Origin of the sequence: Isoptericola aurantiacus (genome assembly GCF_044769875.1) — a bacterium.
Taxonomy (GTDB): domain Bacteria; phylum Actinomycetota; class Actinomycetes; order Actinomycetales; family Cellulomonadaceae; genus Isoptericola; species Isoptericola aurantiacus.
Genome location: NZ_JBJBAE010000007.1, coordinates 224,855 through 249,520 on the forward strand (window position 1 = coordinate 224,855; position 24,666 = coordinate 249,520).

The 24,666-nt window shown below is 72.6% G+C and carries 18 protein-coding genes and 3 tRNA genes; 14 read left to right on the forward strand and 7 right to left on the reverse strand.

What is annotated here, in order from left to right; all coding sequences use genetic code 11:
- Positions 1–2: 2 nt before the first annotated feature.
- A complete protein-coding gene (locus tag ACIQLL_RS17415; RefSeq protein WP_402469941.1) occupies positions 3–4,574 on the reverse strand; it encodes a hypothetical protein in 4,572 nt (1,523 codons plus the stop codon).
- Between the two features lie 68 nt (positions 4,575–4,642).
- Entirely contained in the window at positions 4,643–5,749 is a 1,107-nt protein-coding gene (locus tag ACIQLL_RS17420; protein WP_402469943.1) for a diacylglycerol/lipid kinase family protein, read from the reverse strand.
- Between the two features lie 93 nt (positions 5,750–5,842).
- Here ACIQLL_RS17420 and serS point away from each other — a divergent pair, with 93 nt between their 5' ends.
- Complete coding sequence (gene serS, locus ACIQLL_RS17425; RefSeq protein WP_402469946.1) at positions 5,843–7,111, forward strand: serine--tRNA ligase; 1,269 nt, start codon at positions 5,843–5,845, stop codon at positions 7,109–7,111.
- A gap of 1 nt (position 7,112) precedes the next feature.
- Positions 7,113–7,931: an HAD family hydrolase gene (locus tag ACIQLL_RS17430; protein WP_402469948.1), complete on the forward strand. Its 819-nt coding sequence runs from the start codon at positions 7,113–7,115 to the stop codon at positions 7,929–7,931.
- Positions 7,932–8,019: 88 nt separating this feature from the next.
- On the opposite strand, the gene map is transcribed toward ACIQLL_RS17430, so the two are convergent.
- On the reverse strand, positions 8,020–8,802 hold the full coding sequence (gene map, locus ACIQLL_RS17435) for a type I methionyl aminopeptidase (RefSeq protein ID WP_402469951.1): 783 nt from the start codon (positions 8,800–8,802) through the stop codon (positions 8,020–8,022).
- A gap of 246 nt (positions 8,803–9,048) precedes the next feature.
- Here map and ACIQLL_RS17440 point away from each other — a divergent pair, with 246 nt between their 5' ends.
- The 3 genes from ACIQLL_RS17440 to ACIQLL_RS17450 all read left to right on the forward strand — a co-directional run bounded on the left by ACIQLL_RS17440 (position 9,049) and on the right by ACIQLL_RS17450 (position 12,472).
- Positions 9,049–10,446 (forward strand): ABC transporter substrate-binding protein, encoded by a 1,398-nt coding sequence (locus tag ACIQLL_RS17440; protein WP_402469953.1) that lies wholly within the window; start codon positions 9,049–9,051, stop codon positions 10,444–10,446.
- A gap of 134 nt (positions 10,447–10,580) precedes the next feature.
- The gene (locus ACIQLL_RS17445) at positions 10,581–11,522 is read left to right on the forward strand and encodes a carbohydrate ABC transporter permease (RefSeq protein ID WP_402469993.1); all 942 of its coding nucleotides are present in this window, start codon (positions 10,581–10,583) and stop codon (positions 11,520–11,522) included.
- Positions 11,519–12,472, forward strand: a complete 954-nt coding sequence (locus tag ACIQLL_RS17450; RefSeq protein WP_402469956.1) for a carbohydrate ABC transporter permease — start codon at positions 11,519–11,521, stop codon at positions 12,470–12,472. Before ACIQLL_RS17445 ends, ACIQLL_RS17450 begins: the two co-directional genes overlap by 4 nt.
- Before the next feature lie 77 nt (positions 12,473–12,549).
- Here the strand turns inward: ACIQLL_RS17450 and ACIQLL_RS17455 are convergent, their stop codons facing one another.
- Positions 12,550–12,981 (reverse strand): DUF805 domain-containing protein, encoded by a 432-nt coding sequence (locus ACIQLL_RS17455; RefSeq protein ID WP_402469959.1) that lies wholly within the window; start codon positions 12,979–12,981, stop codon positions 12,550–12,552.
- A 147-nt stretch (positions 12,982–13,128) separates the two neighbouring features.
- Positions 13,129–13,545 (reverse strand): DUF805 domain-containing protein, encoded by a 417-nt coding sequence (locus ACIQLL_RS17460; protein ID WP_402469962.1) that lies wholly within the window; start codon positions 13,543–13,545, stop codon positions 13,129–13,131.
- 125 nt (positions 13,546–13,670) lie between these two features.
- On the opposite strand from ACIQLL_RS17460, the gene ACIQLL_RS17465 reads away from it, so the two are divergent.
- Complete coding sequence (locus ACIQLL_RS17465) at positions 13,671–14,597, forward strand: EamA family transporter (protein ID WP_402469965.1); 927 nt, start codon at positions 13,671–13,673, stop codon at positions 14,595–14,597.
- On the opposite strand, the gene ACIQLL_RS17470 is transcribed toward ACIQLL_RS17465, so the two are convergent.
- Positions 14,577–15,092: a bacterial proteasome activator family protein gene (locus ACIQLL_RS17470; RefSeq protein ID WP_402469967.1), complete on the reverse strand. Its 516-nt coding sequence runs from the start codon at positions 15,090–15,092 to the stop codon at positions 14,577–14,579. The two genes, ACIQLL_RS17465 and ACIQLL_RS17470, sit on opposite strands and share 21 nt — an antisense overlap.
- A gap of 26 nt (positions 15,093–15,118) precedes the next feature.
- On the reverse strand, positions 15,119–16,096 hold the full coding sequence (locus ACIQLL_RS17475; RefSeq protein ID WP_402469969.1) for an NAD(P)H-quinone oxidoreductase: 978 nt from the start codon (positions 16,094–16,096) through the stop codon (positions 15,119–15,121).
- Between the two features lie 179 nt (positions 16,097–16,275).
- Here ACIQLL_RS17475 and ACIQLL_RS17480 point away from each other — a divergent pair, with 179 nt between their 5' ends.
- The 8 genes from ACIQLL_RS17480 (at position 16,276) to putP (ending at position 24,244) form a co-directional block, all read left to right on the forward strand.
- Complete coding sequence (locus ACIQLL_RS17480; protein WP_402469972.1) at positions 16,276–20,037, forward strand: sensor histidine kinase; 3,762 nt, start codon at positions 16,276–16,278, stop codon at positions 20,035–20,037.
- Positions 20,038–20,106: 69 nt separating this feature from the next.
- The gene (locus tag ACIQLL_RS17485) at positions 20,107–20,556 is read left to right on the forward strand and encodes a roadblock/LC7 domain-containing protein (protein ID WP_172153547.1); all 450 of its coding nucleotides are present in this window, start codon (positions 20,107–20,109) and stop codon (positions 20,554–20,556) included.
- An 8-nt stretch (positions 20,557–20,564) separates the two neighbouring features.
- Positions 20,565–20,981 (forward strand): DUF742 domain-containing protein, encoded by a 417-nt coding sequence (locus ACIQLL_RS17490; RefSeq protein ID WP_402469974.1) that lies wholly within the window; start codon positions 20,565–20,567, stop codon positions 20,979–20,981.
- A 349-nt stretch (positions 20,982–21,330) separates the two neighbouring features.
- The gene (locus tag ACIQLL_RS17495) at positions 21,331–21,885 is read left to right on the forward strand and encodes a GTP-binding protein (RefSeq protein ID WP_402469996.1); all 555 of its coding nucleotides are present in this window, start codon (positions 21,331–21,333) and stop codon (positions 21,883–21,885) included.
- A gap of 91 nt (positions 21,886–21,976) precedes the next feature.
- Positions 21,977–22,061, forward strand: a tRNA-Ser gene (locus ACIQLL_RS17500).
- 153 nt (positions 22,062–22,214) lie between these two features.
- Positions 22,215–22,306: transfer RNA gene (locus tag ACIQLL_RS17505), tRNA-Ser, on the forward strand.
- Between the two features lie 159 nt (positions 22,307–22,465).
- Positions 22,466–22,538: transfer RNA gene (locus tag ACIQLL_RS17510), tRNA-Arg, on the forward strand.
- A 200-nt stretch (positions 22,539–22,738) separates the two neighbouring features.
- Positions 22,739–24,244, forward strand: a complete 1,506-nt coding sequence (putP, locus tag ACIQLL_RS17515) for a sodium/proline symporter PutP (RefSeq protein WP_402469976.1) — start codon at positions 22,739–22,741, stop codon at positions 24,242–24,244.
- Positions 24,245–24,666: the final 422 nt, after the last annotated feature.

Here is a 24,666-nt window from a genome sequence, read left to right on the forward strand (position 1 = left end):
GGTCAGCCTATGCGGCGGCCCGCGACGAGCGGCGCGGGGTCCGCGGTGCCGCCCGTGGGCCACAGCGTGTGCAGCGCGGCGACCGTGAGCAGGGGGATCGCGGGCACCAGGGCGATCACGGCGATCCGGACCCCGAAGTCGTTCACCACGGATCCCGCCACGCACACGATCCACAACCCCAGGACCGTCGGCCGCAGGAGCGGCCACGCGGCCTCCGTGCGGGCGAACCAGCGGGGTGTGCCGCGGGCGGGGACGAACAGCAGCAGGGCTCCCGCCACCAGGACGACGAGCGTCAACCAGACCGGGGCGCCGTCGAGCACGGACCGCAGCGCGTAGCCGGCCTTGCGGGCCAGCGTCTCCCATGCCGTGCCGTCGACCACCTGGCCGACGAACCGGCCCAGGTGCGAGCGTTCGTCGGCGGGCCGGAGCCAGTCGAGCACCCCGACCGCGGCGACGACGCCGACGCCCGCGGCGGCGACGGCGAGGAACCGCCGCCAGGTCAGCCGCGCCCCGGAGGCGGCCAGGACCAGCACGGCGAACGCCGGTGCGATCACGAGCGCCCCGCCGAGGTCGGCGCCGAGCGTGGGCCACAGGTCCACCACCATCGCCACGACGCCGATCACCCCCACCGCCGCGGTGGCCGCCGCCCGGCGGCCCCGGCTCACGAGCACCTGCGCGAGCGCCCCGGCCGTCACGAGCGCGGCGACCGCGTAGACGGAGAACGTCGGGTTGCCGAAGCCGTAGAACCGGGCGCCGAACGTCGGTGCGGAACCGAGCGGGCTCGCGCGGTTCAGCGGGGTGCCGATCAGCGCGTCGAGCGTCAGCACGGCGAAGGTGACCGCGGCGACGATCCCCGGGCCGAGCCACACGGGCCGCCGCGGTGCGAGCGCGCCGACGGCCGCGACCACCGCCGTCGTGCCGAGGCTCGACAGGACGAGCGCGAGCACGGGCTGGTCGAACCGCCACCAGCCGGTCAGGGAGGACAGGTAGGCCCCGGTCGGCAGCGCGGCGAGCAGGAGCGCGGCGCCCCGGGCCCACCCCCAGGCCGCTCGCCGTCGTGCCGGGGCGCGGGGGCCGGTGGCCCGCGCGAGGCGGGGACCGAGCAGCAGGCAGGCGGCGGCCAGCACCAGGGCCGCGTACAGGGGCAGGTCGACGAACCCGGTGTAGACGGCCCGGCGCGCGTGGTCGAGCGTGGTGAGGTCGGCGAGCCCCTGCGCCGCGACGGCGGTGTCCTGCGGCCGGGGTGACCCCCACACCAGCGGGGTGTCGTCCACGGGCGCGGCGGGGGTCGCACCGGCGGCGCCGAGGATGCTGGACGGCACGTCGAGCACGCGCACCACGCCGTCCGTCCTGGTCGCGGCGCTGGTGAGGAACCGGGGCTCCGGCGGCGCGTCGGCGCCCGGGCGGGCGAGCGCGACGCCGAGGACCGGCCGGGCGTCCGGGGACCCGGCGAGGTCCACGACCAGGACCGTGGCCGACGGCGGGGCGGCGGCCAGGATCTCGCCCACGGTGGCGTCGACGCCGCCCACCTCGCCTCCGTGCTCCGCCTCCTGGGCGGCGGCGCGCTGCTCGGCGTCGGCGTCCGGGTCGCCGGCAGGTGCCGTCGCGTCGCCGGCGTCGACCACCGTCACCGGGCAGTCGAACGCGTCCGTGCCGGCACCGGTCGCGGCGTCGAGCTCCCGGTACCGCGCGACCTCGCCGTCGGGTCCCGCCAGCGCGAGCGCCGCCCCGGGGCCCACGGCCGTCGTGCACCCTGCCGCCGCGAGCTGGTCGCCGAGGGACCCGAGCACGGCCTGGTAGGTGGAATCGCGCTGGAGGTCGACGAGCTCGTCCCAGCCCTCGACCACCGCGCCGCCGGTGCCGTCGTCCGCCGGCACGGGTCGCGGCGTCGGGCACCGCCAGCGACCGTCGTCGTCCTGGCCGGGGGAGACCTCGGTGAGGCTGCCCGCGGAGAGCGCGAGCCAGCCGCCGACGGCGCACCGGCTCGCCGCCCCGGTCGGCTGCGCCGTCCCTCCCGCGCCGTAGCCGTCCGCGAGCAGCCCGGCGAGCACGGGCGCACGATCCTGCGTGACGTCGTCCCAGCGCACGCCCGTGGTCCCGACGACGACGAGCGGGCCGTCCCCGGCGACGACGCCCGCGCCACCGGGGGCCACCTGGGCGCCGGCGTCCGCCGCGTCATCGGCGGCGCGCAGCCCCGCCGAGCCGAGCGCGCTGGAGGCGAGCAGCAGCAGCACGAGCGTCGCGCCGCTCACCGTCACCAGCACCGTCGGCAGGCGGCGGACGCCCGGTTCGCTCGCCGGGCCGACGGCAGCGTCGCGTGCCTGCGCCGTCGCCCCGGCCCGGCCGTCCGTGTCCTCGAGGTACCCGGCGAGCAGTGCCGGCGTCGACAGGGCGAGCACGAGAGAGGCGACCAGGATCCCCGAGTCGTTGAGGAGCGTGCCGACGACGGCGGTGACGACGAGCGCCACCACCGCGCGGCGCAGCAGCGGGTCGCGTCGGTAGGCGTCGGCCAGACCCACCAGGTGTGCCCGGCCCGGGCTGAGCACGGCCCAGGCCGCCGCCGCGCACACGACGACGGCGACCGCCCCGGCCGGGTGGGCGACCGTCGCCCAGGCGCCGGTGGCCTTGCCCGCCACCACGCCGACCGCGCGGCCGTCCAGGATCGACTGCACGAAGTCGCCCAGGTGGCCGCTGCCGCCGCCGACGAGCCGGTCCGCCACCGCGACGAGGACCACCACGCCGACCGTCGCGGCCCCCACCAGCACGGCCCGGCGCCAGGTCATCCGTGTCCCGGCGACGCCGAGCACCAGCACCGCGAAACCCGGGACGAGGGCGAAGATGCCGCCCAGGTCGGCGCCGAACGCGGGCAGCCCGTCGACGAGCACCGTGACGACCCCGACCGCGCCCGCCACCCCGGCGGCGCGACCCGGGGTGCCGCCCCGGGCGCGGACGGTCGCCGCCAGACCGGCGGACAGCAGCAGCCCGGCCACGGCGTACACGGCGAAGACGGTGTTGGAGAAGCCGTAGAAGCGGGCACCGAGCGAAGGGGACGGACCGAGCAGGGAGCCCTGCTGCAGGGTGGTGCCCGTCAGACCGTCCACGGTGAGCACCAGCCAGGTGATGGCCGCGAGGGTGGTGGTGACGCGCCACGGCGAGGCCGGCAGGAGGCGACGCGCCGCCCAGCCCGCCCACGACACGCCCAGGGCGGCGACCGAGAGGGCCAGCAGCAGCGCCAGCACGGGGGACGGCCACGCCCACCACCGGGTCGACGTCGCCAGCGACGCCGCGACCGGCAGGCTGGTGGCGACCATCAGGGCGGCCAGGGCCACCCGTCGCCAGGGCCGTGTCGGGGCGGGGACCACGCCGGGAGCGTCGGGTGCTCCGGGAGCCCCGGGATCGCCGGGATCGCCGGGAGCACTGCGCGATCCGAGGCGGCGCGCGGTGACCAGCGCGGCGGCCACGACCAGGCCGACCAGGGCCACGAGCCCGAGCAGGACCGGGGCCAGGCGCGGGACGGTGTCGTTCAGGACGCTGAGGTACTGCCGGTTCTCCACCGTGGTGGTCACCGGGATCCGCCGGTCCGCCCCGTGCTCGAGCGGGGACCCGGTGAACGGTGCGAGGGCCGCCGCCACGTCGTCGGCCGCCGCGCCGTCGTCGTCGCCGTCGGGTCCGGCGCCCGAGAGCGCACCGCCGGTCACCGTGTCGGCGACGGTGGCGGCCAGGTCGGCCGGCACCACGACGCCCGTCCAGCGGGACGACGTCGAGGTGAGCCAGGTGGCGTCCCCGCCCGGCGCGGTCCAGTCGACCACGACCTGCAGGTCTGAGGGCCCCTGCGGGGTGTCGGCGATCCCGGCCACCACCAGTCGACCCTGTGCGGGAAGCAGTGCGGCGAGCTCGCCCACCTGGTCGTCGAGCTCGCGGACCGCGGCGCCGCGGTCGGTGGAGACGTCCGGCAACGAGCCCAGGTCCACCACGGTGGCGGGGCAGGCCGCCACCTGGTCGGCGTCGAGGTCCTCGAGGTCGGGCAGGTAGCGGGTCACGGAGCCGTCGTCGCGGGCCAGGGCCACGGCACCGCCCGGCCCCACGGCGGTCGCGCAGGTGCCGGCGACGTCGACCAGCTCACCGAGCGCACCGGGCTCCGCGACGGGCGGCACGAGCGGTTCCGTGGGCAGCAGGTCGTCGCGCCCCGGGACGGTCACGGCCGCGGTCCCGGGACCCGCGCCGGGCGGGTCGGTGCCGGGCACGTCGGCGCACGGCGACCCGGTCCCCGTGCCGGTGCTGACGCGCTGGCCGGCCGAGATCGTGAGCCAGGCGTCCACCGGACACGTCGGGGTGAGCGTCCGCACGGCCACGGACGCCACGGAGCCCCCGCCGACGAGGCGCCAGAGGTTCGGGGTGCGGTCGACGTCGACGTCGCTCCAGCGCAGCCCTGCCACGCCCGCCAGCACCAACGGGGTGTCGGTCGGCGCGGCGCCCTGCCCGTCGTCGGCGTGCGCCGCGGACGGCAGCAGGGCCGTGCCGCACGCCGCGAGCAGCGCGACGAGGACGGCGAGGGGACGAGCGAGGGGACGCACCTGGTCAGCCTATGCGGCGCGCCCGGGGCCGCCGGGCGGGCCAGGGGCGTCGCAGCCGGCGGGCAGGACTAGACCTTCGCCGGGGTGCGGACCACGAGCGCTCCGGCCTCGACCCAGCTCTCCATCTCGACGGCCTTGCCGAGCACGTCGCCGTCGACCTGTGCCTGCTCGCCCTCCGCGACCCGGATCCGGACCCGGCGGGCGCGGGTGTGGTCGATCCGCCCGATCTTGACGGGTGCCTCGTTGTGCATCCCCAGTCCCTGGGCGACGACCTCGCCGAAGAGCTGGGCCCAGCCGGCGAGCCCGCCGCGCGTGTCGATCGCGGCGACGTCGAGCTCGCCGTCGTCGATCTCCGCGTCCGGGAGCAGGGTGATGCCGCCCGGGAGCCGGCCGCAGTTGCCGACCATGATGCTGCGCAGCCGCGCCTCGACGGTCTCCGTGTCGTCGACGGTGATCTGCGCGCGCATCCGGCGGCCGTGCAGGTGCCGTGCCCCGGCCAGGAAGTAGGCGACCCACCCCATCTTCGCCTTGAGCTGGTCGTCGGCGTCCGCCACCATCGCGGCGTCGAACCCCAGGCCGGCGATCACGAGGAAGAGATGCGCGACGTCGTCGTCGACGTCCTCGGGTGCCTCCTCGCCCTCGGCCCGCTCGGTGATCTGCGCCCGGCCCACGTCGATGGTGCGGTCGATCCCGCCGAGCACCACCGTCAGGGCGTCGGCGACGTCGGTGAGCGGGATGTCGAGGTTGCGGGCCAGGAGGTTGCCGGTGCCCGCGGGGATGATGCCCATCGGCGTGCCCGTGCCGACCAGTCCCTCGGCGACGGCGCGCACCGTGCCGTCCCCGCCGGCGGCGACGACGACGTCGGCACCGTCGGCCAGGGCGGTGCGCGTCTGTCCGGTGCCCGGGTCGGCCCGCGTGGTCTCGTAGAAGCGGGGCGTCGGCAGCGCGGCCTCGGTGGCGAGCCGGCGCACCGTCGTCATGATCTGCGCGGTGTGCTCCTTGGACGGGTTGACGATCAGCGCGAGCTGCGGCCGCTGCGTGCGGCCGTCGTCCTGACCGCCCGCCGCCGACCGTCGCGGCTGCCGCCTGCTGCGGCGCAGGACGACGAGCGCGGCCACCAGTGCGGTGACCCCGACGACGAGGGCGGCGATCCCGACGCTGAGCTCCCAGGGCATGACCGAAAGATAGGACTGTTCGGGCGTTCCCGCGAGGTGGAGCGCCCCGGCGGGAGCCGGGTCCGGCCGCCCGTGGCCGCTAGGCTGGCGGACGTGATCGACATCCGCCTCCTGCGCGACAACCCCGACGCCGTCCGCGCGAGCCAGCAGGCCCGCGGCGAGGACCCCGACCTGGTGGACGCGGCGATCGCCGCCGACACCAGGCGACGGTCGTCCCTCACGGAGTTCGAGTCGTTGCGGGCCGAGCAGAAGGCGATGGGCAAGCAGGTCGCCCAGGCCTCCGGCGACGAGAAGGCGGCCCTGCTCGCCCGGACCAAGGAGCTCGCCGGCCAGGTCAAGGCGCACCAGGCCACGGCGAACGAGGCCGAGGCCGAGCTCGACGAGCTGCTCTGGGCCATCCCCAACGTGGTCGAGGGTGCGCCTCCCGGGGGCGAGGACGACTTCCTCACGCTCAAGCACGTCGGGACCCCCCGCGACTTCGCCGCCGAGGGGTTCGAGCCCCGTGACCACCTGGACCTGGGCGAGGGACTGCACGCGATCGACACGCAGCGCGGCGCGAAGGTCTCCGGCTCACGCTTCTACTTCCTGACCGGCGTCGGCGCGCGGCTCGAGCTCGCGCTGCTCAACGCGGCCGCCGACCTGGCGATGGCCGAGGGCTTCACCCCCATGGTCACCCCGACGCTCGTCACGCCGGCGACGATGCGCGGCACCGGGTTCCTCGGTGCCCACGCCGACGAGATCTACCGCCTCGAGCGGGACGACCTCTACCTGGTCGGCACCTCGGAGGTGGCGCTCGCGGGCTACCACGGCGGGGAGATCCTGGACCTCGACGACGGTCCGAAGCGGTACGCCGGCTGGAGCGCGTGCTACCGCCGCGAGGCGGGGTCGCACGGCAAGGACGTGCGCGGCATCATCCGCGTCCACCAGTTCCACAAGGTGGAGATGTTCACCTACTGCCGCCCGGAGGACGCCGCGGCCGAGCACGAGCGGCTGCTCGCCTGGGAGGAGGCGATGCTCGCCAAGGTCGAGCTGCCCTACCGGGTGATCGACACGGCGGCGGGCGACCTGGGCACCAGCGCCGCGCGCAAGTTCGACTGCGAGGCGTGGCTGCCGAGCCAGGAGCGCTACCTCGAGCTCACCTCGACGTCGAACTGCACGACGTTCCAGGCGCGGCGCATGAACGTCCGCGAGCGCTCCGAGCACGGCACGCGGACGGTGGCCACCCTGAACGGCACCCTGGGCACCACCCGCTGGCTGGTCGCGATCCTGGAGAACCACCAGCTCGCGGACGGCTCGGTCCGGGTTCCCGAGGGCCTGCGCCCCTACCTGGGCGGCCTCGAGGTCCTCGAGCCGGTGCGCTGAGGTGGCGCCCGGGACCACCGGCGCCGAGCGCAGGCTCGTCGCGCTCGACCTCGACGGCACGCTGCTGTCCTACGCCGGGGAGATGGCGTCGGCGGTGCACGACGCCGTCACCGCGGTGCGCGCGGCCGGCCACGAGGTGGTGCTCGCCTCGGGCCGCTCGCTGATCTCGATGCTCCCGGTCGCGCAGCACCTCGGGATCGGGTCCGGCTGGATGGTGTGCTCGAACGGAGCGGTGACGGTCCGCCTGGACCCGGAACTGCCGGAGGGCTGGGTGGCCGAGGACGTGGTGACGTTCGACCCGGAGCCCGCGCTGAGCCTGCTGCGCCACGAGCTGCCCGACGCCCGTTACGCCGTCGAGGAGCTCGGCGTCGGCTTCCGGATGACCGAGTACTTCCCGGACGGCGAGCTGGAGGGCGTGCACGTCGTCGTCCCGCTGGAGGACCTGTGGTCCAGCGAGGTCACGCGCGTCATCGTCCGCAGTCCCGAGTCCACGTCCGAGCGGTTCCACGAGCTGGTGGAGCACCTGGGCCTCGACGACGTCACCTATGCCGTGGGCTGGAGCGCCTGGATGGACCTGGCTCCGCTCGGTGTGTCCAAGGCGACGGCGCTGGAGCAGGTCCGACGGCGCACGCGGGTCCAGCCGCACCGGACGGTGGCGATCGGGGACGGGCGCAACGACGTCGAGATGCTGCGGTGGGCGGCGCGCGGCGTCGCGATGGGGCACGCGGACGACGTGGTGCGGGCCTCGGCCGACGAGGTCACCGGGACGGTCGACGACGACGGTGCCGTGACCGTGCTGCGCTCGCTCCTCGCGAGGTAGGCAACCCTCGCGCGAGGTAGCACCGGATCGTGCCTACCTCGCGCGGATCGTGCCTACCTCGCGCCGACGTTGCCTATCCCGCGGTGGGTCAGTCGCGGGCGGTGAGGACCACCGGGCCGTCGGCGGTGATCGCGATGGTGTGCTCGCTGTGCGCACCGCGCGAGCCGTCGGCCGAGCGCAGCGTCCAGCCGTCGTCGTCGGTGTAGATCTCGTCCGTAGTCTCGAGGAACCAGGGCTCGATGGCGATGACGAGTCCCGGCCGCAGCGGGTAGCCGCGTCCGGCGCGGCCGTCGTTCGGCACGTGCGGGTCCCCGTGCATGGTGCGCCCGACGCCGTGGCCGCCGAAGTCGGTGTTGATCCGGTAGCCGGCAGCCCGGGCCACCTCGGCGATGGCGGCCGAGATGTCGCCGATCTTCTTGCCGGGCTGCGCGGCGGCGATCCCGGCCTCGAGGGCGACCTCGGTGGTGCGGATCAGCTGCGCGTCGGCCTCGGCACGCTCGGGGGACGGCGACTCGCCGACCACGAACGACAGCGCGGAGTCGGAGACCCAGCCGTCGACGGCGACGGCGAAGTCGATGCTCAGCAGGTCACCGTCGGCCAGTGCGTAGTCGTGCGGCAGGCCGTGCAGCACGGCGTCGTTGACCGACGTGCAGATGACCTTGCCGAACGGGCTGGCGCCGAACGAGGGGTGGTAGTCGATGTAGCAGGACTCGGCGCCACGCTCGGTGATGAGGCGGTGGGCCAGCGCGTCCAGCTCGAGGAGGTTCACACCGGGTCGGGCGGCCTCGCGCACGGTCTGGAGGGTCTCGGCGACGAAGCGACCCGCCGGGCGCATCTCGTCGATCTCGCGCGGGGTCCTCAGCTCGATCATCGTGGTCCTTCCGGTGCGTTCCGTCGGCACCCGTCCCGGGCCCCCACGGATCATCCCACGATTCGGACCGTGGCCGGATCGTCACCGCATCGTAACCACCTCAGGGCCCCCGACCGGTTGCACGACCTGCAACGTTGCGGTCGACTTGCAAACGAAGCCCGGGCTGCTCGGCACCGAGACCACGGGCTCCTGCGGTCCGACGGCGTACCGGTTCGTCGGCGACCACGACGTAGTGGAGGGGTTGACATGAACAGAACGACGACGGCACGACGCCGCCGGCTGGCGGCGGTCGCCACGGGCGCGAGCCTCGCCCTCGTCCTGGCGGCCTGCGGCGGTGACGACGACGGCGGTGGCGGCGACACGGGCGACGGCGACGGCGGCACCGGGATGGCCGAGGACATCGACTGCGCCGCCTACGACGAGTTCGGCGACCTCGACGGCACGACGGTGAGCGTGTACACCTCGATCGTCGAGCCGGAGCAGACCCAGCAGGAGGACTCCTACGCCGCCTTCGAGGACTGCACGGGCGTGACGATCGACTACGAGGGCTCGCGGGAGTTCGAGGCCCAGCTCCTGGTACGCATCCAGGCGGGCAACACCCCGGACATCGCGTACCTGCCGCAGCCCGGCCTGCTGAACACGATCGTCAACGACTACCCGGACCAGATCGTGGAGGCCCCGGAGGCGACGGTCGCGAACGTCGACGAGTTCTTCAGCGAGGAGTGGAAGGACTACGGCTCGGTCGACGGCACCTTCTACGCCGCGCCGCTGGGGGCCAACGCCAAGTCCTTCGTCTGGTACAACCCCGCGATGTTCGCCGACGCCGGCTACGAGGTCCCGGAGACGTGGACCGAGCTGATGGACCTCACCGAGACCATCGCCACCGAGCAGGAGGTTCTCCCGTGGTGCGCCGGCGTGGAGTCCGGTGACGCGACCGGCTGGGCCGGCACCGACTGGATCGAGGACGTCGTGCTCCGCACCGCCGGGCCGGACGTCTACGACCAGTGGTACACGCACGAGATCCCGTTCAACGACCCGCAGATCGTCGACGCCTTCGACACCGCCGGCGAGATCCTCAAGAACCCGGACTACGTCAACGCCGGGCTGGGCGGGGTCGACTCCATCGCCACCACTCCCTGGGACCAGGCGGGCGTCGGCGTGCTGGACGGCACCTGCTGGATGTACCGGATGGCGAGCTTCTACGCCACCCAGTGGCCCGAGGGCACCGAGGTCGGGTCGGACGGCGACGTCTACGCCTTCTACCTGCCCACCGACCAGACCGACATCCAGCCGGTGCTCGGCGGCGGTGAGTTCGTCGCCGCGTTCGACGACCGGCCCGAGGTCCAGGCGTTCCAGACCTACCTGGCCAGCGCGGACTGGGCCAACCAGAAGGCCATCGCCACGCCCGACGGCGGTTGGTTCAGCGCGAACAACGGCCTGGACGTCAACAACCTCGCCTCGGAGTTCGACCAGGACGCCGCAGCCCTGGTGTCGGACGAGGAGACCGTGTTCCGGTTCGACGCGTCCGACCTCATGCCCGGCGAGGTGGGTGCGGGGACGTTCTGGAACGGCATCGTCGACTGGCTGACCGGAGCCTCCAGCCAGGAGGTCACCGACCAGATCGAGAACAGCTGGCCGATGTGATCGACCCGGCCCGGGCCGTCGACGCCGCACGCGGCGTCCGACGGCCCGGGCCGGCCTACCCGTGGAGGTGAGTGGTGGACTGGTTGACGGAATTCCTGCTGAATCCGAACGGTCCCGGTGAGAAGTTCACCGTGATGGTGATTGCGATCCTGCTCTTCGCGGGCGTCATGAGCATCATCCTGTTCGTGGTGGACCGGCCCAAACGCATCCCGGCGTGGGTGGTCGCGGTCGGGTTCGTCGGCCCGGCGTTGCTGCTCATCACGTTCGGTCTCATCCGCCCCGGGCTGCAGACGTTGTGGAAGTCGTTCTTCAACCGCACCACGACGGAGTTCGTCGGGGTGGACAACTACGTGCAGATGTTCACCGTCGGCACCTTCCAGAAGGTGCTGATCGTCACCGCCGCGTGGGTGATCCTGGCACCCCTGCTCAGCACGCTCATCGGCCTGGTCTACGCGGTGCTCGTGGACCGGGCGCGGTTCGAGAAGGCCGCCAAGACGCTGATCTTCATCCCGATGGCCATCTCCATGGTGGGCGCCTCGATCATCTGGGGGTTCGTCTACGAGTTCCGCCCCGACCAGCCCGGCGTGAACCAGATCGGCCTGCTCAACCAGGTCCTGGTCTGGCTCGGGATACCGCCCCAGCAGTTCCTCATCGGCGAACCGTGGAACACCGGGTTCCTCATCGTGGTGATGATCTGGATCCAGACCGGTTTCGCCATGACGGTGCTGGCCGCGGCCATCAAGGCGATCCCGGACGACATCGTCGAGGCCGCACGCCTCGACGGCCTGCACGGCATGGGCATGTTCCGCTACATCACGGTTCCGAGCATCCGGCCGGCACTCGTGGTCGTCCTGACCACGATCGCGATGGCGACGCTCAAGGCGTTCGACATCGTCCGCACCATGACCGGCGGGCAGTTCGGCACGCAGGTCATCTCCAACGAGTTCTACACGCAGGCGTTCCGGCAGAACAACCAGGGTCTGGCCTCGGCGCTGGCCGTGGTGCTGTTCATCCTGGTGATCCCGATCGTCGCGTACAACGTGCGCCAGATGCGCCAGTCGGAGGAGATCCGATGAGCACCACGCCACCCGTCCCGGCCTCCACCACGCAGACGGAGGACACCGCGCCGGTCCCGCCGCGCAAGCTGACCCGGCTGGAGAAGCGGGCGATCGCCACCAAGGGGCGGCTCACCTCGCCCTGGGCGTCGCTGACCGCCGTCATCCTGGCCGTCCTGTGGACCATCCCGACGGCCGGTCTGCTGGTGACGTCGTTCCGGCCGGAGATCGACATCCGCACCAGCGGGTGGTGGACGGTGGTCCCCGGCCTGTTCAACGGTGAGACCGAGCTGACGCTCGACAACTACGACCAGGCGCTGTTCGGCAACGGCAGCAACCTGGCCGACTCGTTCGTCAACACGTTCGTCATCACCATCCCGGCGGTGGTCATCCCCATCACCGTGGCCCTGCTGGCTGCGTACGGGTTCGCCTGGATCGAGTTCCCCGGCCGCAACGTGCTGTTCGTGGCGGTCTTCGCCCTGCAGGTCGTGCCCATCCAGGTGACCCTGGTCCCGCTGCTGACCAACTACAACGGGTGGGGCATGGCGGGTTCGTTCTGGACCGTGTGGCTCTCCCACTCGATCTTCGCCCTGCCGCTGGCCGTCTTCCTGCTGCACAACTTCATGAAGGACATCCCGCGGTCGCTGGTCGAGGCGGCGCGGGTGGACGGTGCCGGGCACGTGAAGATCTTCTTCCGGGTGCTCTTCCCGCTGCTGGTGCCGGCCATCGCGGCCTTCGGGATCTTCCAGTTCCTGTGGGTGTGGAACGACCTGCTGGTCGGCCTGACCTTCGCGGCACCGGAGTACCGGCCGCTGACGGTGGTCGTCGCCGACCTGGCGGGCTCGCGGGGCGGCGACTGGCACCTCCTGACCGCCGGTGCCTTCATCGCCATGATCGTCCCGTTGATCGTGTTCCTGCTGCTGCAGCGCTACTTCGTCCGGGGGATGCTGGCGGGTGCCGTGAAGGGCTGAGCGCCAGGCGCGACCATGACCGCCCGCGCGGTCCCCACCTCGTGCAGAGAGGTGGGGACCGCGCGTGCGGCGTGGGCTCAGACCTGCGGAGCCTGCGCGGGCGCCTCGCCCGCGGCGAGCTTCGGGTCGGCACCGAAGCGGTTCGGCCCCCGGGTCCCCTCGAGGACCGTGAAGACCAGCAGGATGATCCAGCCGACGAACGGCACGAGGGCGATGAACCACCAGAAGCCGGAGCGGTCGGTGTCGTGCAGACGGCGGACCGTGACGGCGAGGTTCGGGAGCAGGAGCGCCAGACCGACGAGCGCCGCGAGGAAGTACGTGGCCCCGTAGCTGATCTCGCCGGTGTCCAGGTCGATCGAGATACCGCCGGTGGCGCTGATCAGGATCGACATCACGACGTTGATCAGGAACACGAACAGGGCCCAGAACCAGAACTCCGAGCGGCGGGCCCGGCCCGAGAACGTGGCGTACTTGCTGAAGACGGTCTTGATGGCATCGCCGAAGGACATGCTGCTCCTGGGTTCGTGCGGGGTGTCGCGTCGGGTGAGGCGACCGCACGCGAACCTAGGGGACGCGATCACACCGTGTCCAGGATCTCATCAAGTTTTCTTCACACTTGGACCGCACCGGACGTCGTCCGCCGGCGACGGCGCCCGTCAGCCCTGCGGCACCCCGGTGTACGTCGGGTCGGGACCGTAGCGGTTCGGCCCCTGGGTCCCCTCGAGCACCATGAGCACCAGCAGGATGATCCAACCCACCAGCGGCACGAACCCGATGAACCACCAGAACCCCGAGCGGTCGGTGTCGTGGAGCCGGCGCACCGTGACGGCGATGTTCGGGACCACGAGGACCAGCCAGAGCAGCAGGATCAGCAGGGCGGTGCCCGATCCGTAGACCGGCAGTCCCGTCTCGTCGTCGATGCTGTAGCCACCGGTGACCGCCACGACGACGCTCACCGCGATGCTCAGCAGCAGCACGAAGAGGTACCACCACCAGAACTCGGAGCGGCGCGCGCGGCCCGAGAACGTCGCGTACCTGCTGAAGACGGTCGCGACCGCCTGGCCGAACCCCATGACGACCTCCTGTCCGCCGCCACCTGCCGGGACGGCCCCTCCCTGCAGGTTATCCGCGGCCTGGTGCGCAGCGGCGGCGACACGGCGGTGTCGAGGGAGCGACGGGTCCGGCGTAGGCTCCCCAGGTGTCTGCCGCAGCCCGCCCCGCGTCGCCGCGTCCGCCGTCGTCGACGCCCGGCGGGGCGCTCGGCAGGGTCCCGGCGCCGGCACTGTTCGCCGTCTCCGGGCTGACGCTCTACCTCGGCGCCGCGGTGGCCGTGGGCCTCTTCGACACCCTGGGTGCACCCACGGTGAGCTGGTGGCGGATCGTCCTGGCCGCCGTCGTCCTCCTGGCGTGGCGGCGACCGTGGCGCCGCCGCTGGACCCGCGTCGAGCTCGTGCACGCCTGCCTCTTCGGTATCGCCCTGTCCGCGATGAACGTGGTCTTCTACGTGGCCATCGACCACCTGCCGCTCGGTGTCGCCGTGGCCCTCGAGTTCACCGGCCCGGTGGCGGTGGCCGCCGTCACGGGGCGCGGATGGCGCGAGCGGGGTGCGATCGTCGTCGCCGCGGCCGGGGTCGTGCTGCTCGCCGGCATCACGCTCGACGGCGGTCTGCCGCGCGACGACGTCGTCGTCGGCCTGGTCGCGGTCTTCGGCGCCGCTGCCTGCTGGGCCGGCTACATCGTCCTCGGCAAGCGCGTCGCCGGGGGCGGAGCGGGGATCGACGGCCTGGCCGTCGGCATGGTGGCAGGCGCGCTCGTCTTCGCGCCGTTCTTCGGCGGGTCCGTCACCCGGGTGGTGCCCGACGTCGGTCTGCTCGCCTTCCTGCTGGTCGTGGCGGTGTGCTCGTCGGTGGTGCCGTACGTGCTCGACCAGGTGGTGCTGCGCAGGGTCGGTACGGCGACGTTCGCCGTGCTGCTCGCGCTGCTGCCGGCCACGGCGACCGCCGTCGGCGCCGTCGTCCTGCAGCAGATCCCGACGTGGCCCGAGCTGGCCGGCCTGGTGCTGATCTCCGGGGCGATCGCCATGACGGCGACCGGCCGCGACGAGTCAGAGGTACTGGCCGGGTGAGCGTTCGTCGTCGCCCGGCCCGCCGGCGAACGGGTGCGGGGTGCCGGGCGGCAGCTGGCGTCGCATCTGGCTGAGCTGCTGCTGCGCGGCCATCTGCTGGGCCACCAGAGCGGTCTGGATGCCGTGGAACAGGCCCTCCAGCCAGCCCACCAGCTGGGCCTGGGCGATGCGCAGCTCGGCGTCCGACGGCGTCGACTTCTCCGTGAACGGCAGCGTGATGCGGTGCAGCTCGGCGACCAGGTCCTCGGAGAGCCCGTCCTCGAGCTCGGCCAGCGACCGTTCGTGGATCTCCGCCAGGCGGGTCCGCGCGGCGTCGTCCAGCGGGGCGTCGCGCACCTCGTCGAGCAGCTTCTTGACCATGCTGCCGATCCGCATGACCTTGGCCGGCTCGGAGATGCTGGAGCCCTCCTCCTCGGTGGGCCGATCCGCCGACGGCGTGGACGCGGCCGGCACGTCGTCGCCCAGGGGGGTCACCGTGCGGTGCTCGTCGCTCATGTCACCAGTCTGCCCGTCCTCGGGTCTCAGGGCAGGAGCAGCACCTTGCCGAAGGCCTCTCCGGACTCCAGCAGCCGGTGGGCCTCCTCGGCCTCGTCGAGGGGGAGCCGCGCGTGCACCACGGGTCGCACGCGGCCGTCCGCGACCATCGGCCACACGTGCTCGGCCACCGCCGCGACGATCCGGGCCTTCTCCTCGGCGCTGCGGGAGCGCAGGGTGGTCCCGGTGACCGTGGCCCGGCGGGCCATGAGCCGGGCCAGGTCGAGCTCGCCCCGACGCCCCTGCAGCAGGCCGATCACGACGAGGCGTCCGCCGTCGGCCAGCAGCCGGACGTTGTCGCCCAGCCCGCCGCCGCCGAGCACGTCGAGCACGACGTCGGCCCCACGCCCGTCGGTCGCGGCGCGGACGGCGGCGACCACGTCCTCGGCGCGGTGGTCGACGACGACGCTCGCCCCCAGCGCGCGGCACCGCTCGGCGCGCTCGGGTCCGCCGGCGGTGGCGATCACCGTCGCGCCGAGGGCCACGCCGAGCTGCACCGCGACGCTGCCCACGCCGCCGGACCCGCCGTGCACCAGGAGGGTCTCGCCCGCGCGGAGCCGACCGGCGTCGACGAGGTTGGTCCACGCCGTGCAGACCGCCTCCGGCAGCGCTGCGGCGTCGACGAGGTCGACGCCGTCGGGCCGGGGGAGGACCTGCCCGGCGCGGACCAGCACCTGGTCGGCGTAGCCGCCGCCGTCGAGCAGCGCGACCACCTCGTCGCCGACACGCGGGAAGGACACGCCCGGGCCGAGCTGCCGGACCGTACCGGAAATCTCCAGGCCCGGCCACTCGGGAGCACCCTTCGGCGGCGGGTACAGACCGGCGCGTTGTAGCAGGTCAGCACGGTTCACGCCACTCGAGGCGACGTCGACCAGCACCTCACCCGCGTCCGGTTCGCGCAGGTTCATGACGTTCGTGGTGAGTTTCCCTGTGGGCCCTTCGCCCGATATCGTGACGGCTCGCACACCAGGGAAGGCTACCCGCGCACGACGTCGCGCGGGGGGAGCGGTCCCAGGGTGCGACGAACATCCGGAGGTCACGAGGGGGTTGGACACCTCCCGGGGCTCCGATCGATCAGTGATGGAGAGAGGTCCACATGCTCCGCAGGTTGGGCGTTCGCGGGAAGATCCTTGCGACACTCGCCGTGCCGATCTTCGTCCTCCTGCTCGCCGCCGGCTACATCTCGTGGGGCGCGCTGCAGGACGCGGACAGGGCGTCCCAGACGGCCGACGTCATCGACAGCCTCGACCTGCAGGACCGCGCCGGCACCGCGGTGGCCACGGAACGCGGCGTCGCGATGCTCGCTCTCAACGACTCCGAGTCCGTGGGTGAGGACCAGCTCGTGGCGGCCCAGGAGGCCAGCGACGAGGCGGTCGACGCGCGCAACGAGGCCCTGCGTGCCCTCGACACCGACGAGCTGAGCACGAGCGTGCGCGACGCGATCGAGGCGACGCTCGACGACCGGCGCGAGCTCGACGAGCTGCAGCGCCAGGTCCTGTCCGGCCAGATCTCGGAGACCTCCGCCACCCAGCGCTACACCGAGATCATCGAGCGCGCCCTCGACGTGCCCCGTGCTCTGTCGGCGTCCTCGAACGAGTCCGGTCTGGCCGAGCGCCTCAACGCGTACATCGCGATGGACGAGGTCATGCTCGCCAACACCTACGAGCGTCCGCTCGTGGCGCTCGGCCTGGCGAACGCGGCGGGGGCGCAGCAGCAGGACGAGGACAACCCCGACTACAACGCCCAGCTCATGCAGCGGATGGTCGTCGCGCTGAAGGAGACGAACGAGTTCCGCGTCAGCGCCCAGGAACAGATCGACCGCCTGGGGATGGACTACACGCTGCCCGCCTACAGCGAGGAGCTGCAGGACCTGCGGTTCCAGCTGGAGTACCTGAACTTCTCGCAGGTCAACCCGGCGGACGCGGCGCAGTGGGCCGAGCTGTCCCAGGGCTGGATCGACGACATGCAGCCGGTGCGCAACGACGTGCGGCTCGACACCGTGACGTACTCCCGGGACCTGTCCGACGACGCCCGCCTGCAGGCGGTCGGCACGGTGGCGTCGGCGTTCGGCATCGTGCTCCTGTCGCTGGTGTTCGCGCTCGTCATCGCCCGCCGGATCGTCACGCCGCTGCGCCGCCTGACCACCGCCACCGCCGAGGTGCGTGACCGGCTGCCCGAGATGGTGGAGCAGATGGCTGTCCCGGGGCAGACACCGTCCACCGACCTCGTCGAGATCCCGGTCGAGTCCTCCGACGAGATCGGCCGCCTGGCCAACGCGTTCAACGAGGTCAACGCGACCACGATGGAGGTGGCGCGCGAGCAGGCGGCCCTGCGTGGGTCGATCGCCGAGATGTTCGTCAACGTGGCCCGCCGCGACCAGGTGCTCCTCAACCGCCAGCTCGCCTTCCTCGACGAGCTGGAGCGGTCGGAGGAGGACCCGAGCACGCTGTCCAACCTCTTCCGTCTGGACCACCTCGCGACGCGGATGCGGCGCAACGCGGAATCCCTGCTGGTGCTCGCGGGCATCGACTCCGGGCGCCGGGTGCGCACGCCGATGCCGGTCTCCGACGTGATCCGGACGGCGTCCTCGGAGATCGAGCTCTACGACCGGGTCCGCCTGGACCTGCACACCGACCCGCAGATGCTCGGCCACAACGCCCTCAACGCCGCGCACCTGATCGCAGAGCTCCTCGAGAACGCGACGATGTTCTCCGAGCCGCACACACCCGTCGAGGTCATCACCGGCAGCGACACCCGCGGCGTCGTCGTGACCGTGCGCGACCACGGGCTGGGCATGTCCGCGCAGGAGATCGCGGACGCGAACGCCAAGGTCACCTCGGCGGCCGCGTCCGACGCGGTCGGCGCCCAGCGCCTCGGCCTCTTCGTGGTCGGCCGGCTCGCCGGCCGTCTCGGCGCGCAGGTCGAGTTCAGCACGGGCCAGGACGGCAAGGGCACGGTCGTGGTAGTGGTCTTCCCCGCGGCGCTGTTCCTCGCGGACGACGCCGTGACCCTCCCGCAGCCCACCGACCCGCTCGAGGCGGCGACGCAGCGTTCCGCGTCCCAGCTCGGCAGCGCGGCGTCCGCCTCGGAGCTCACCGGTGCCGTGCCGGCGACGGTTCCCACCGCCGATGCGCCGCGCGAGCCTGAGCCCGCCCCGACGGCCTCCGCGGCCTCCGCGCAGGACCCTGCTGCCTCCGCACCGGAGGCCCCCCGGCGGACGGTGGCCCCGGCGTCGTTCGGCATGACGGAACCGGAGCCGCCCGTCGCGGAGCCCGTGGACCTCGACGCGCTCACCGACGGCACCACCGCCACCGGTATGCCCCGCCGACGCCGCGGTGACGGAGGTGCCCCGACCGAGTCGATCGTGCTGCCGCCGCTGGAGACCCCGTCGCTCGAGGAGTCCGCCCCGGGTCAGGAGGACGCGGCGTGGACCCCGCCGAGCGAGGTCGAGGCGTCGGCGGCTTCGCTGCCGAGCCGTCGTCGCAGCGGCGCCGGCCGATCGGAGCCTGCCGCGTTGTCCGGCTCGTTGCCGCTCCCGTCCGCGGACGAGGCTCCGGCGAAGCCGATCGAGGTGGAGCAGCGCACCGGCCTCTTCTCCAGCTTCCGATCGATGGAGAACCTCGGCGAGAGCACCCTGCAGCTCGACGCCGTCTCCGACGACCCCGCCGACCTGCCCGCGCAGTTCGAGGAGCACGCCGCGGCCGCCTACGGCGTCGCGGACGAGCCGCCCGCGCGCGAGCCCGTCGACAGCGGGACGCCGTATGCGCCGGAGTCGTTCGCTCCGGAGCCGGTCCGCTCCGAACCGTCCGAGCCTCGTGCCGACGAGCCGTACGTCCCGCAGCACGACGCCGCCGGATCGTCCTGGGCCCCCGAGCCGAGCCCGGCGACGGCACCGAGCCCGGTCGCCGCAGCACGTGCGGCCGAGGCGCAGGACGCCCCGGAGGCTGACGACCACGGGTTCACCGCGCTGCCCGCGTTCGAGGACCTCATGTCGGACCTGCCGACCCGCCGGTCGGACGCCACCGCGCAGAACCCGCGCAAGCGCGGTCTCTTCGGGCGCCGGCCCGCGGTGCAGGGCACCGCGTCGACGGCGAGCGGACCGGCGACCGGCCCCTCGGCCCCGGCGCTGGTCGGCTCGGCCGACGGCGTCGACCCGCTGACCACCCCGCAGTTCCGGTCGTCCTCGGACTCGCCGGACCCGGCTCCCGAGCGCCGGTCCGTCGTCGACCCGTTCGCTCCGGCGGTCACCCGGGCGGAGCGCGCTGCCCCGCCCCTGGCGACCCCCGAGCCGGCAGAGGTGCCGTGGGGAGGGCCGGCTGAGCAGACGGCGACGAGGCCCGAGGCCGCTCCCGTCGCGTTCGGCCGGGCACCCGTGCAGGAGGTGCCGTACGTCCCGGGTGCCGTCGCGCCCGAACCCGCACCGGCGCCCGCGCCGTCGGCCCCGGTGGCGCCGACCCCGGTGGCGGACGAGACCCGGCCCGCAGCGACTTCCTACGGCGAGTCGGTCCTGCCGTTGCGGTCCACCGCGGACATGGGCTCCGACCCGCTCGACCCCCACTTCGTGCCCGACACGGTGGAGGCGCGATCCGAGTGGATGGCCTCGGCCGTCCTGTACGAGGAGATGTCCACGCTGATGCAGCGGGGTGTCTTCCAGGAAGAGAACGTGACGATCAGCAACGACGAGCAGACGTACCGGCCCACCTCGGTGGCTCCCACCGCCGCGAACGGCTTGGCCCGCCGGGGCCGGAGCCCGGAGCCGAGCGTGCCGGCCGAGCGGTTCACCGCGTCGATCGACCGCGATCCGGAGCAGCTGCGAGCGCGACTGTCCGCGTTCCAGTCCGCGACCGCCCGCGGCCGCACCGAGGCGATGGGCCCGGGGGGCTCGACGGATGCTTACCGAGCGTGAATGATGTCCTGTGATCTACTCCGCAGCAGCGGTGACCTGCGCAGACAGCGCACCTGACGAGGAGGAAGCGTGACCCTCAGTACTGAAGCGACCAACTTCGGGTGGCTTCTCGACAACTTCGTCCGGACCGTCCCGGGCAGCCGCCACACCCTCGTGGTCTCTGCGGACGGTCTGCTCATGGCGATGTCGGACCAGCTCGACCGCACCAGCGGTGACCAGCTGGCAGCGATCGTGTCGGGCATGTCGAGCCTCACCCGCGGTGCCTCGCGCCAGCTCAACGGCGGCAACGTCCGGCAGGCCATCATCGAGATGGACAACGGGTACCTCTTCCTGATGAACGTCTCGAACGGTTCGGTGCTGGCGGTCGTCGCCGAGGCGAGCTGCGACATCGGCCTGATCGGCTACGAGATGGCACTCCTGGTCTCCCGGACGGAGGCCACGCTCACACCGCAGCTCATCTCCGAGATGCGGGGAAACCTTCCGGTCGACGGCGCGACTCGGTCCGCGCAGGTGGGATGAGATAGAAGATGACGCACGCACCGTTCGGTACCCGGGGCGCGCAGTCCGCGGACGTCTACGAGGCTTCCACGGTGCGTCCCTACGCAGTCACGGGTGGCCGTGTCCGCTCCTCCATGTCCGACCTGCCGCTCGAGGCGCTGGTCGAGGTCATGCCCGGCGCGGTCAACAGCTTCGGGCTCACCCCTGAGAAGCGCGCGATCCTGCAGCACGCCGCCCACACCTACGTGTCGATCGCGGAGCTGTCCGCCCTCTTGAAGCTTCCCCTCGGCGTCGTCCGCATCCTCGCGGCGGACATGCAGGAGGAGGGGCACATCACCGTGCACACCTCGGCCCCCGTCAACGTCCACACGGGCCACGGCAGCAACCACTCGGGACTTTCCCTGAGCGTCTTGGAGAGTGTTCTCAATGGCATTTCCACCCTCTGACAGCGCGGCGCCCGCGGGATCCGGCGGACTGGCCCCCAGCTGGGCGCCCACGTCGCAGACCACGCGTGGCGTGACGCCGCCGCTGGGTGCTGCGGCCCCGTCGAACGGGGCGACGGGCTCACCGGTACGCCAGAGCGTCCTCGCCGGGGGGCGCGCGACGACGGAGCCGTCCTCCGGCCCGGCCGAGAACGTGGCGCCCGCCGCCGTGGCGACCGGGCCGTCCGCTCCGGAGGCCCCGGCGCAGAGCGGTCCGGCCGCTCCCGCGGCGCAGCCGGCGTCCGCCGCTCGGCCCGAGGCACCCGCACCGGCCTCCGGTCCGGCGCCGGGATCGGCGAACGCTGCTCCCACGGTGACCAAGATCGTGGTCGCGGGTGGCTTCGCCGTGGGCAAGACGACCTTCATCGGGTCGATCTCGGACGTCGAGCCCCTGAACACCGAGGCCGCGATGACGGAGCACTCCGTCGGGGTCGACGACGCCGGCGGCGTGACCGATCGGAAGACGACCACGACGGTCGCGATGGACTTCGGCCGGGTCTCTCTCCCGGGCAACCTGTGGCTGTACCTCTTCGGGACGCCGGGCCAGGACCGCTTCCTGTTCATGTGGGACGACCTCGTACGCGGCGCCATCGGCGCCGTCGTCCTCGTCGACACCGATCGTCTCGAGCAGTGCTTCCCCGCGATCGACTACTTCGAGCAGCGTGGCGTGCCGTTCGTGGTGGGTGTGAACTGCTTCGACGGGGTGGCCAAGCACCGTCTCGAGGACGTCCGCGAGGCGCTTCAGATCCCCGCCCACGTCCCGATGCTGTACACCGACGCGCGTTCCCGCGCCGCCACGAAGCAGACGCTGATCTCGCTCGTGCAGCTGGCCATGCGCCAGCTGCGTGCCGGCGGTCCCGCGAACTGACCCGACGGCGGGGCCTGCGGCCGGTCGGCACACCTGGCGCCGGCCGGCCGTCCGTCGTCCCGGGTCGTGTCCGGCTAGACTGCCGGGCCGAGGAGGGCTGACAGAGCGGCCGAATGTGACGGTCTTGAAAACCGTTGTTGCGCAAGCAACCGGGGGTTCGAATCCCCCGCCCTCCGCTCCTTCGGGTCGGTGTGCGTCGTCGGGCGCACGCCGATCGGTGCGGTGACCTGGAGCGGGACGCGCCCGGTGCTCCGGCCGACGAGCTGCTTTGCTCCCCGGTGCCTGTCACCGGTACGCTGGGCGCCGCGGCACACGTTGGGTGTTGTCGAGGAGACGTCGCATAGTCTGGTCTAGTGCGCCACCCTGCTAAGGTGGTAACGGGGCAACCCGTTCGCGGGTTCAAATCCCGCCGTCTCCGCCAGGAAGGCTCCGGTGCTCGACGCCCGGGGCCTTTTCTGTCTCCCCGTCCGCCGGGCGAGGGTCCGGTGGTGTCGGTCACGATCGGCGGATCCGGTTTGGGGTTCGCGATCAGACGCGGTAATGTTCTCGTCGGCCGGTGCGAACCGCGCTGGTATGTGTTGCGCCCGTAGCTCAACGGATAGAGCATCTGACTACGGATCAGAAGGTTGGGGGTTCGAATCCCTCCGGGCGCACTCCGACAGAACGGCCCGACCCTGCTGGGGTCGGGCCGTCGTCGTTTCGGAGCTCCGACGGGGTGGCTCTGCAGCGAGGTCCTGCCGGCGGCACGTCCCGTGCCGGGCTGAACCGACCTGGCCCCGGTCCGCCGCGTCTGCCACGGTGCCGGGCGCGGCGGGTCCCACGCTGCTCGACGCACGAGAGGGTGAACGCTCGTATGGGCGATCAGACCTGGACGACGATCGCGATCGTCGCGTACCTCGCCCTGATGCTGGGCATCGGCTACGCGGCCTTCCGGCGCACGAAGGACCTCGACGACTACATGCTCGGCGGTCGCCGGCTCCCTCCGGCGGTGGCAGCGCTCAGCGCCGGCGCCTCGGACATGTCCGGATGGCTCCTGATGGGACTGCCCGGCGCGATCTACGCCGCCGGCCTGGTGGAGGCCTGGATCGCCGTCGGCCTCACGATCGGCGCCTGGCTCAACTGGAAGTTCGTCGCGCCCCGGCTGCGCGCGTACACCGAGCTGGCCGACAACTCGATCACGGTGCCCAGCTTCTTCGAGAACAGGCTCCGGGACACCTCGCGGCTGCTGCGGATCGCAGCGGGCGTGATCGTGCTGGTGTTCTTCACGTTCTACGTGTCGTCCGGCATGGTCGCCGGCGGGACGTTCTTCGAGAGCTCGTTCGACATGTCCTACCTCACGGGCCTGCTCGTGGTGGGCGGTGTGACCCTGGCCTACACGCTGTTCGGCGGCTTCCTCGGCGCGACGTGGACCGACGTCGCGCAGGGTGTGCTCATGCTCCTCGCCCTGATCGTGGTCCCGATCGTGGCGGTCGTGGACATGGGCGGCTGGGGCGTGGTCCGGGACGGCATCCTGGCCGCCGAGACGTCGCAGGCTGCCGACCACCTGTCCTTCCTGGCCGGTGCCTCGGCCACGGGTGTGATCTCGGCGCTGGCGTGGGGGCTCGGCTACTTCGGGCAGCCGCACATCATCGTGCGCTTCATGGCGATGCGATCTCCCCAGGACGCGCCGGCGGGCCGGCGGATCGGCATCACCTGGATGATCCTGACCGGTGTCGGCGCCGTGCTGACCGGCCTCATCGGCGTCGCGTACGTCAACGTCAACGGGCTGACCCTCGACAACCCGGAGACGGTCTTCCTCTTCCTCGCGCAGGCGCTCTTCCACCCTGTGGCGGCCGGTCTGGTGCTGGCAGCGGTCCTCGCCGCGATCATGTCGACGATCTCGTCCCAGCTCATCGTGTCGTCCTCCGCCCTGGTGGAGGACCTGGTGAAGATGACGACCCACCGTGAGCTGAGCCCGCGCGCACAGGTGATGCTCGGACGTGGCGGGGTGCTGGTGGTCGCGGTGGTCGCCGGGATCATCGCCCTCGACCGGACGACGACGATCCTCGACCTGGTCGGGTTCGCCTGGGCCGGGTTCGGTGCGGCCTTCGGCCCGATCGTCCTGCTGAGCCTCTACTGGCGGCGGCTGACGCGATGGGGAGCGCTGGCGGGGATGGTCGGAGGAGCCGTCGTGGCGTTCGTCTGGGGGCAGACCGCGCTGTCCGACACGCTCTACGAGATCGTGCCCGGGTTCCTGGTCGGGCTGGGTGCCGCCATCGGCGTGAGCCTCCTGACACGCGCCCCGGTCGAGGAGATCGAGGCGGAGTTCGACGAGGCCCGTCGCCTGAGCCGTGCGTCGTCCGTGACGTCGGCCGTCTGAGAGCGTCCCCCGCCGGCCCGTCCCGCCGAGCCCGGCGTGGCGGGCCGGTTCTCCGCACCATTCCGGGGTTCCGGGAGAACGTGGTGCGCGACACGTCCTGCGACGTTGACGCCGGGTGCCCGGATCGGTAATGTTCTCTGACGTCAGCCCGACGGGCCGACGGACATCGCGGAGACAGCCACTGGCTGGGTACCGATGGCCGGGCCGGAGCTGAAAACCACACCTTCAGGGCGGGGTCGCTGTGCGCGGCTTGGCTTGGTGGGGCACGAACGGACTGTGTCCGAGTCGTTCCGATCGCTCGATCGGAACGGTTTGGGAAATGGCGCCGGGAATGCTAAGTTTGAGGGGTTGCCCCGGAGGGGCCGAGGCGGTGAGTTTCGGTCGTTGATGGTGTGCGTCGGTTGTTTGAGAACTCAACAGTG

What these genes read in the sequence shown, in the direction of transcription:
- ACIQLL_RS17470 (WP_402469967.1), bottom strand. Translation starts at nt 15,092, where the DNA reads ATGAGCGACGAGCACCGCACGGTGACCCCCCTGGGCGACGACGTGCCG.
- ACIQLL_RS17440 (WP_402469953.1), top strand. Translation starts at nt 9,049, where the DNA reads ATGAACAGAACGACGACGGCACGACGCCGCCGGCTGGCGGCGGTCGCC.
- map (WP_402469951.1), bottom strand. Translation starts at nt 8,802, where the DNA reads ATGATCGAGCTGAGGACCCCGCGCGAGATCGACGAGATGCGCCCGGCG.
- ACIQLL_RS17420 (WP_402469943.1), bottom strand. Translation starts at nt 5,749, where the DNA reads ATGCCCTGGGAGCTCAGCGTCGGGATCGCCGCCCTCGTCGTCGGGGTC.
- ACIQLL_RS17460 (WP_402469962.1), bottom strand. Translation starts at nt 13,545, where the DNA reads ATGGGGTTCGGCCAGGCGGTCGCGACCGTCTTCAGCAGGTACGCGACG.
- ACIQLL_RS17490 (WP_402469974.1), top strand. Translation starts at nt 20,565, where the DNA reads ATGACGCACGCACCGTTCGGTACCCGGGGCGCGCAGTCCGCGGACGTC.
- putP (WP_402469976.1), top strand. Translation starts at nt 22,739, where the DNA reads ATGGGCGATCAGACCTGGACGACGATCGCGATCGTCGCGTACCTCGCC.
- ACIQLL_RS17445 (WP_402469993.1), top strand. Translation starts at nt 10,581, where the DNA reads ATGGTGATTGCGATCCTGCTCTTCGCGGGCGTCATGAGCATCATCCTG.
- ACIQLL_RS17450 (WP_402469956.1), top strand. Translation starts at nt 11,519, where the DNA reads ATGAGCACCACGCCACCCGTCCCGGCCTCCACCACGCAGACGGAGGAC.
- ACIQLL_RS17455 (WP_402469959.1), bottom strand. Translation starts at nt 12,981, where the DNA reads ATGTCCTTCGGCGATGCCATCAAGACCGTCTTCAGCAAGTACGCCACG.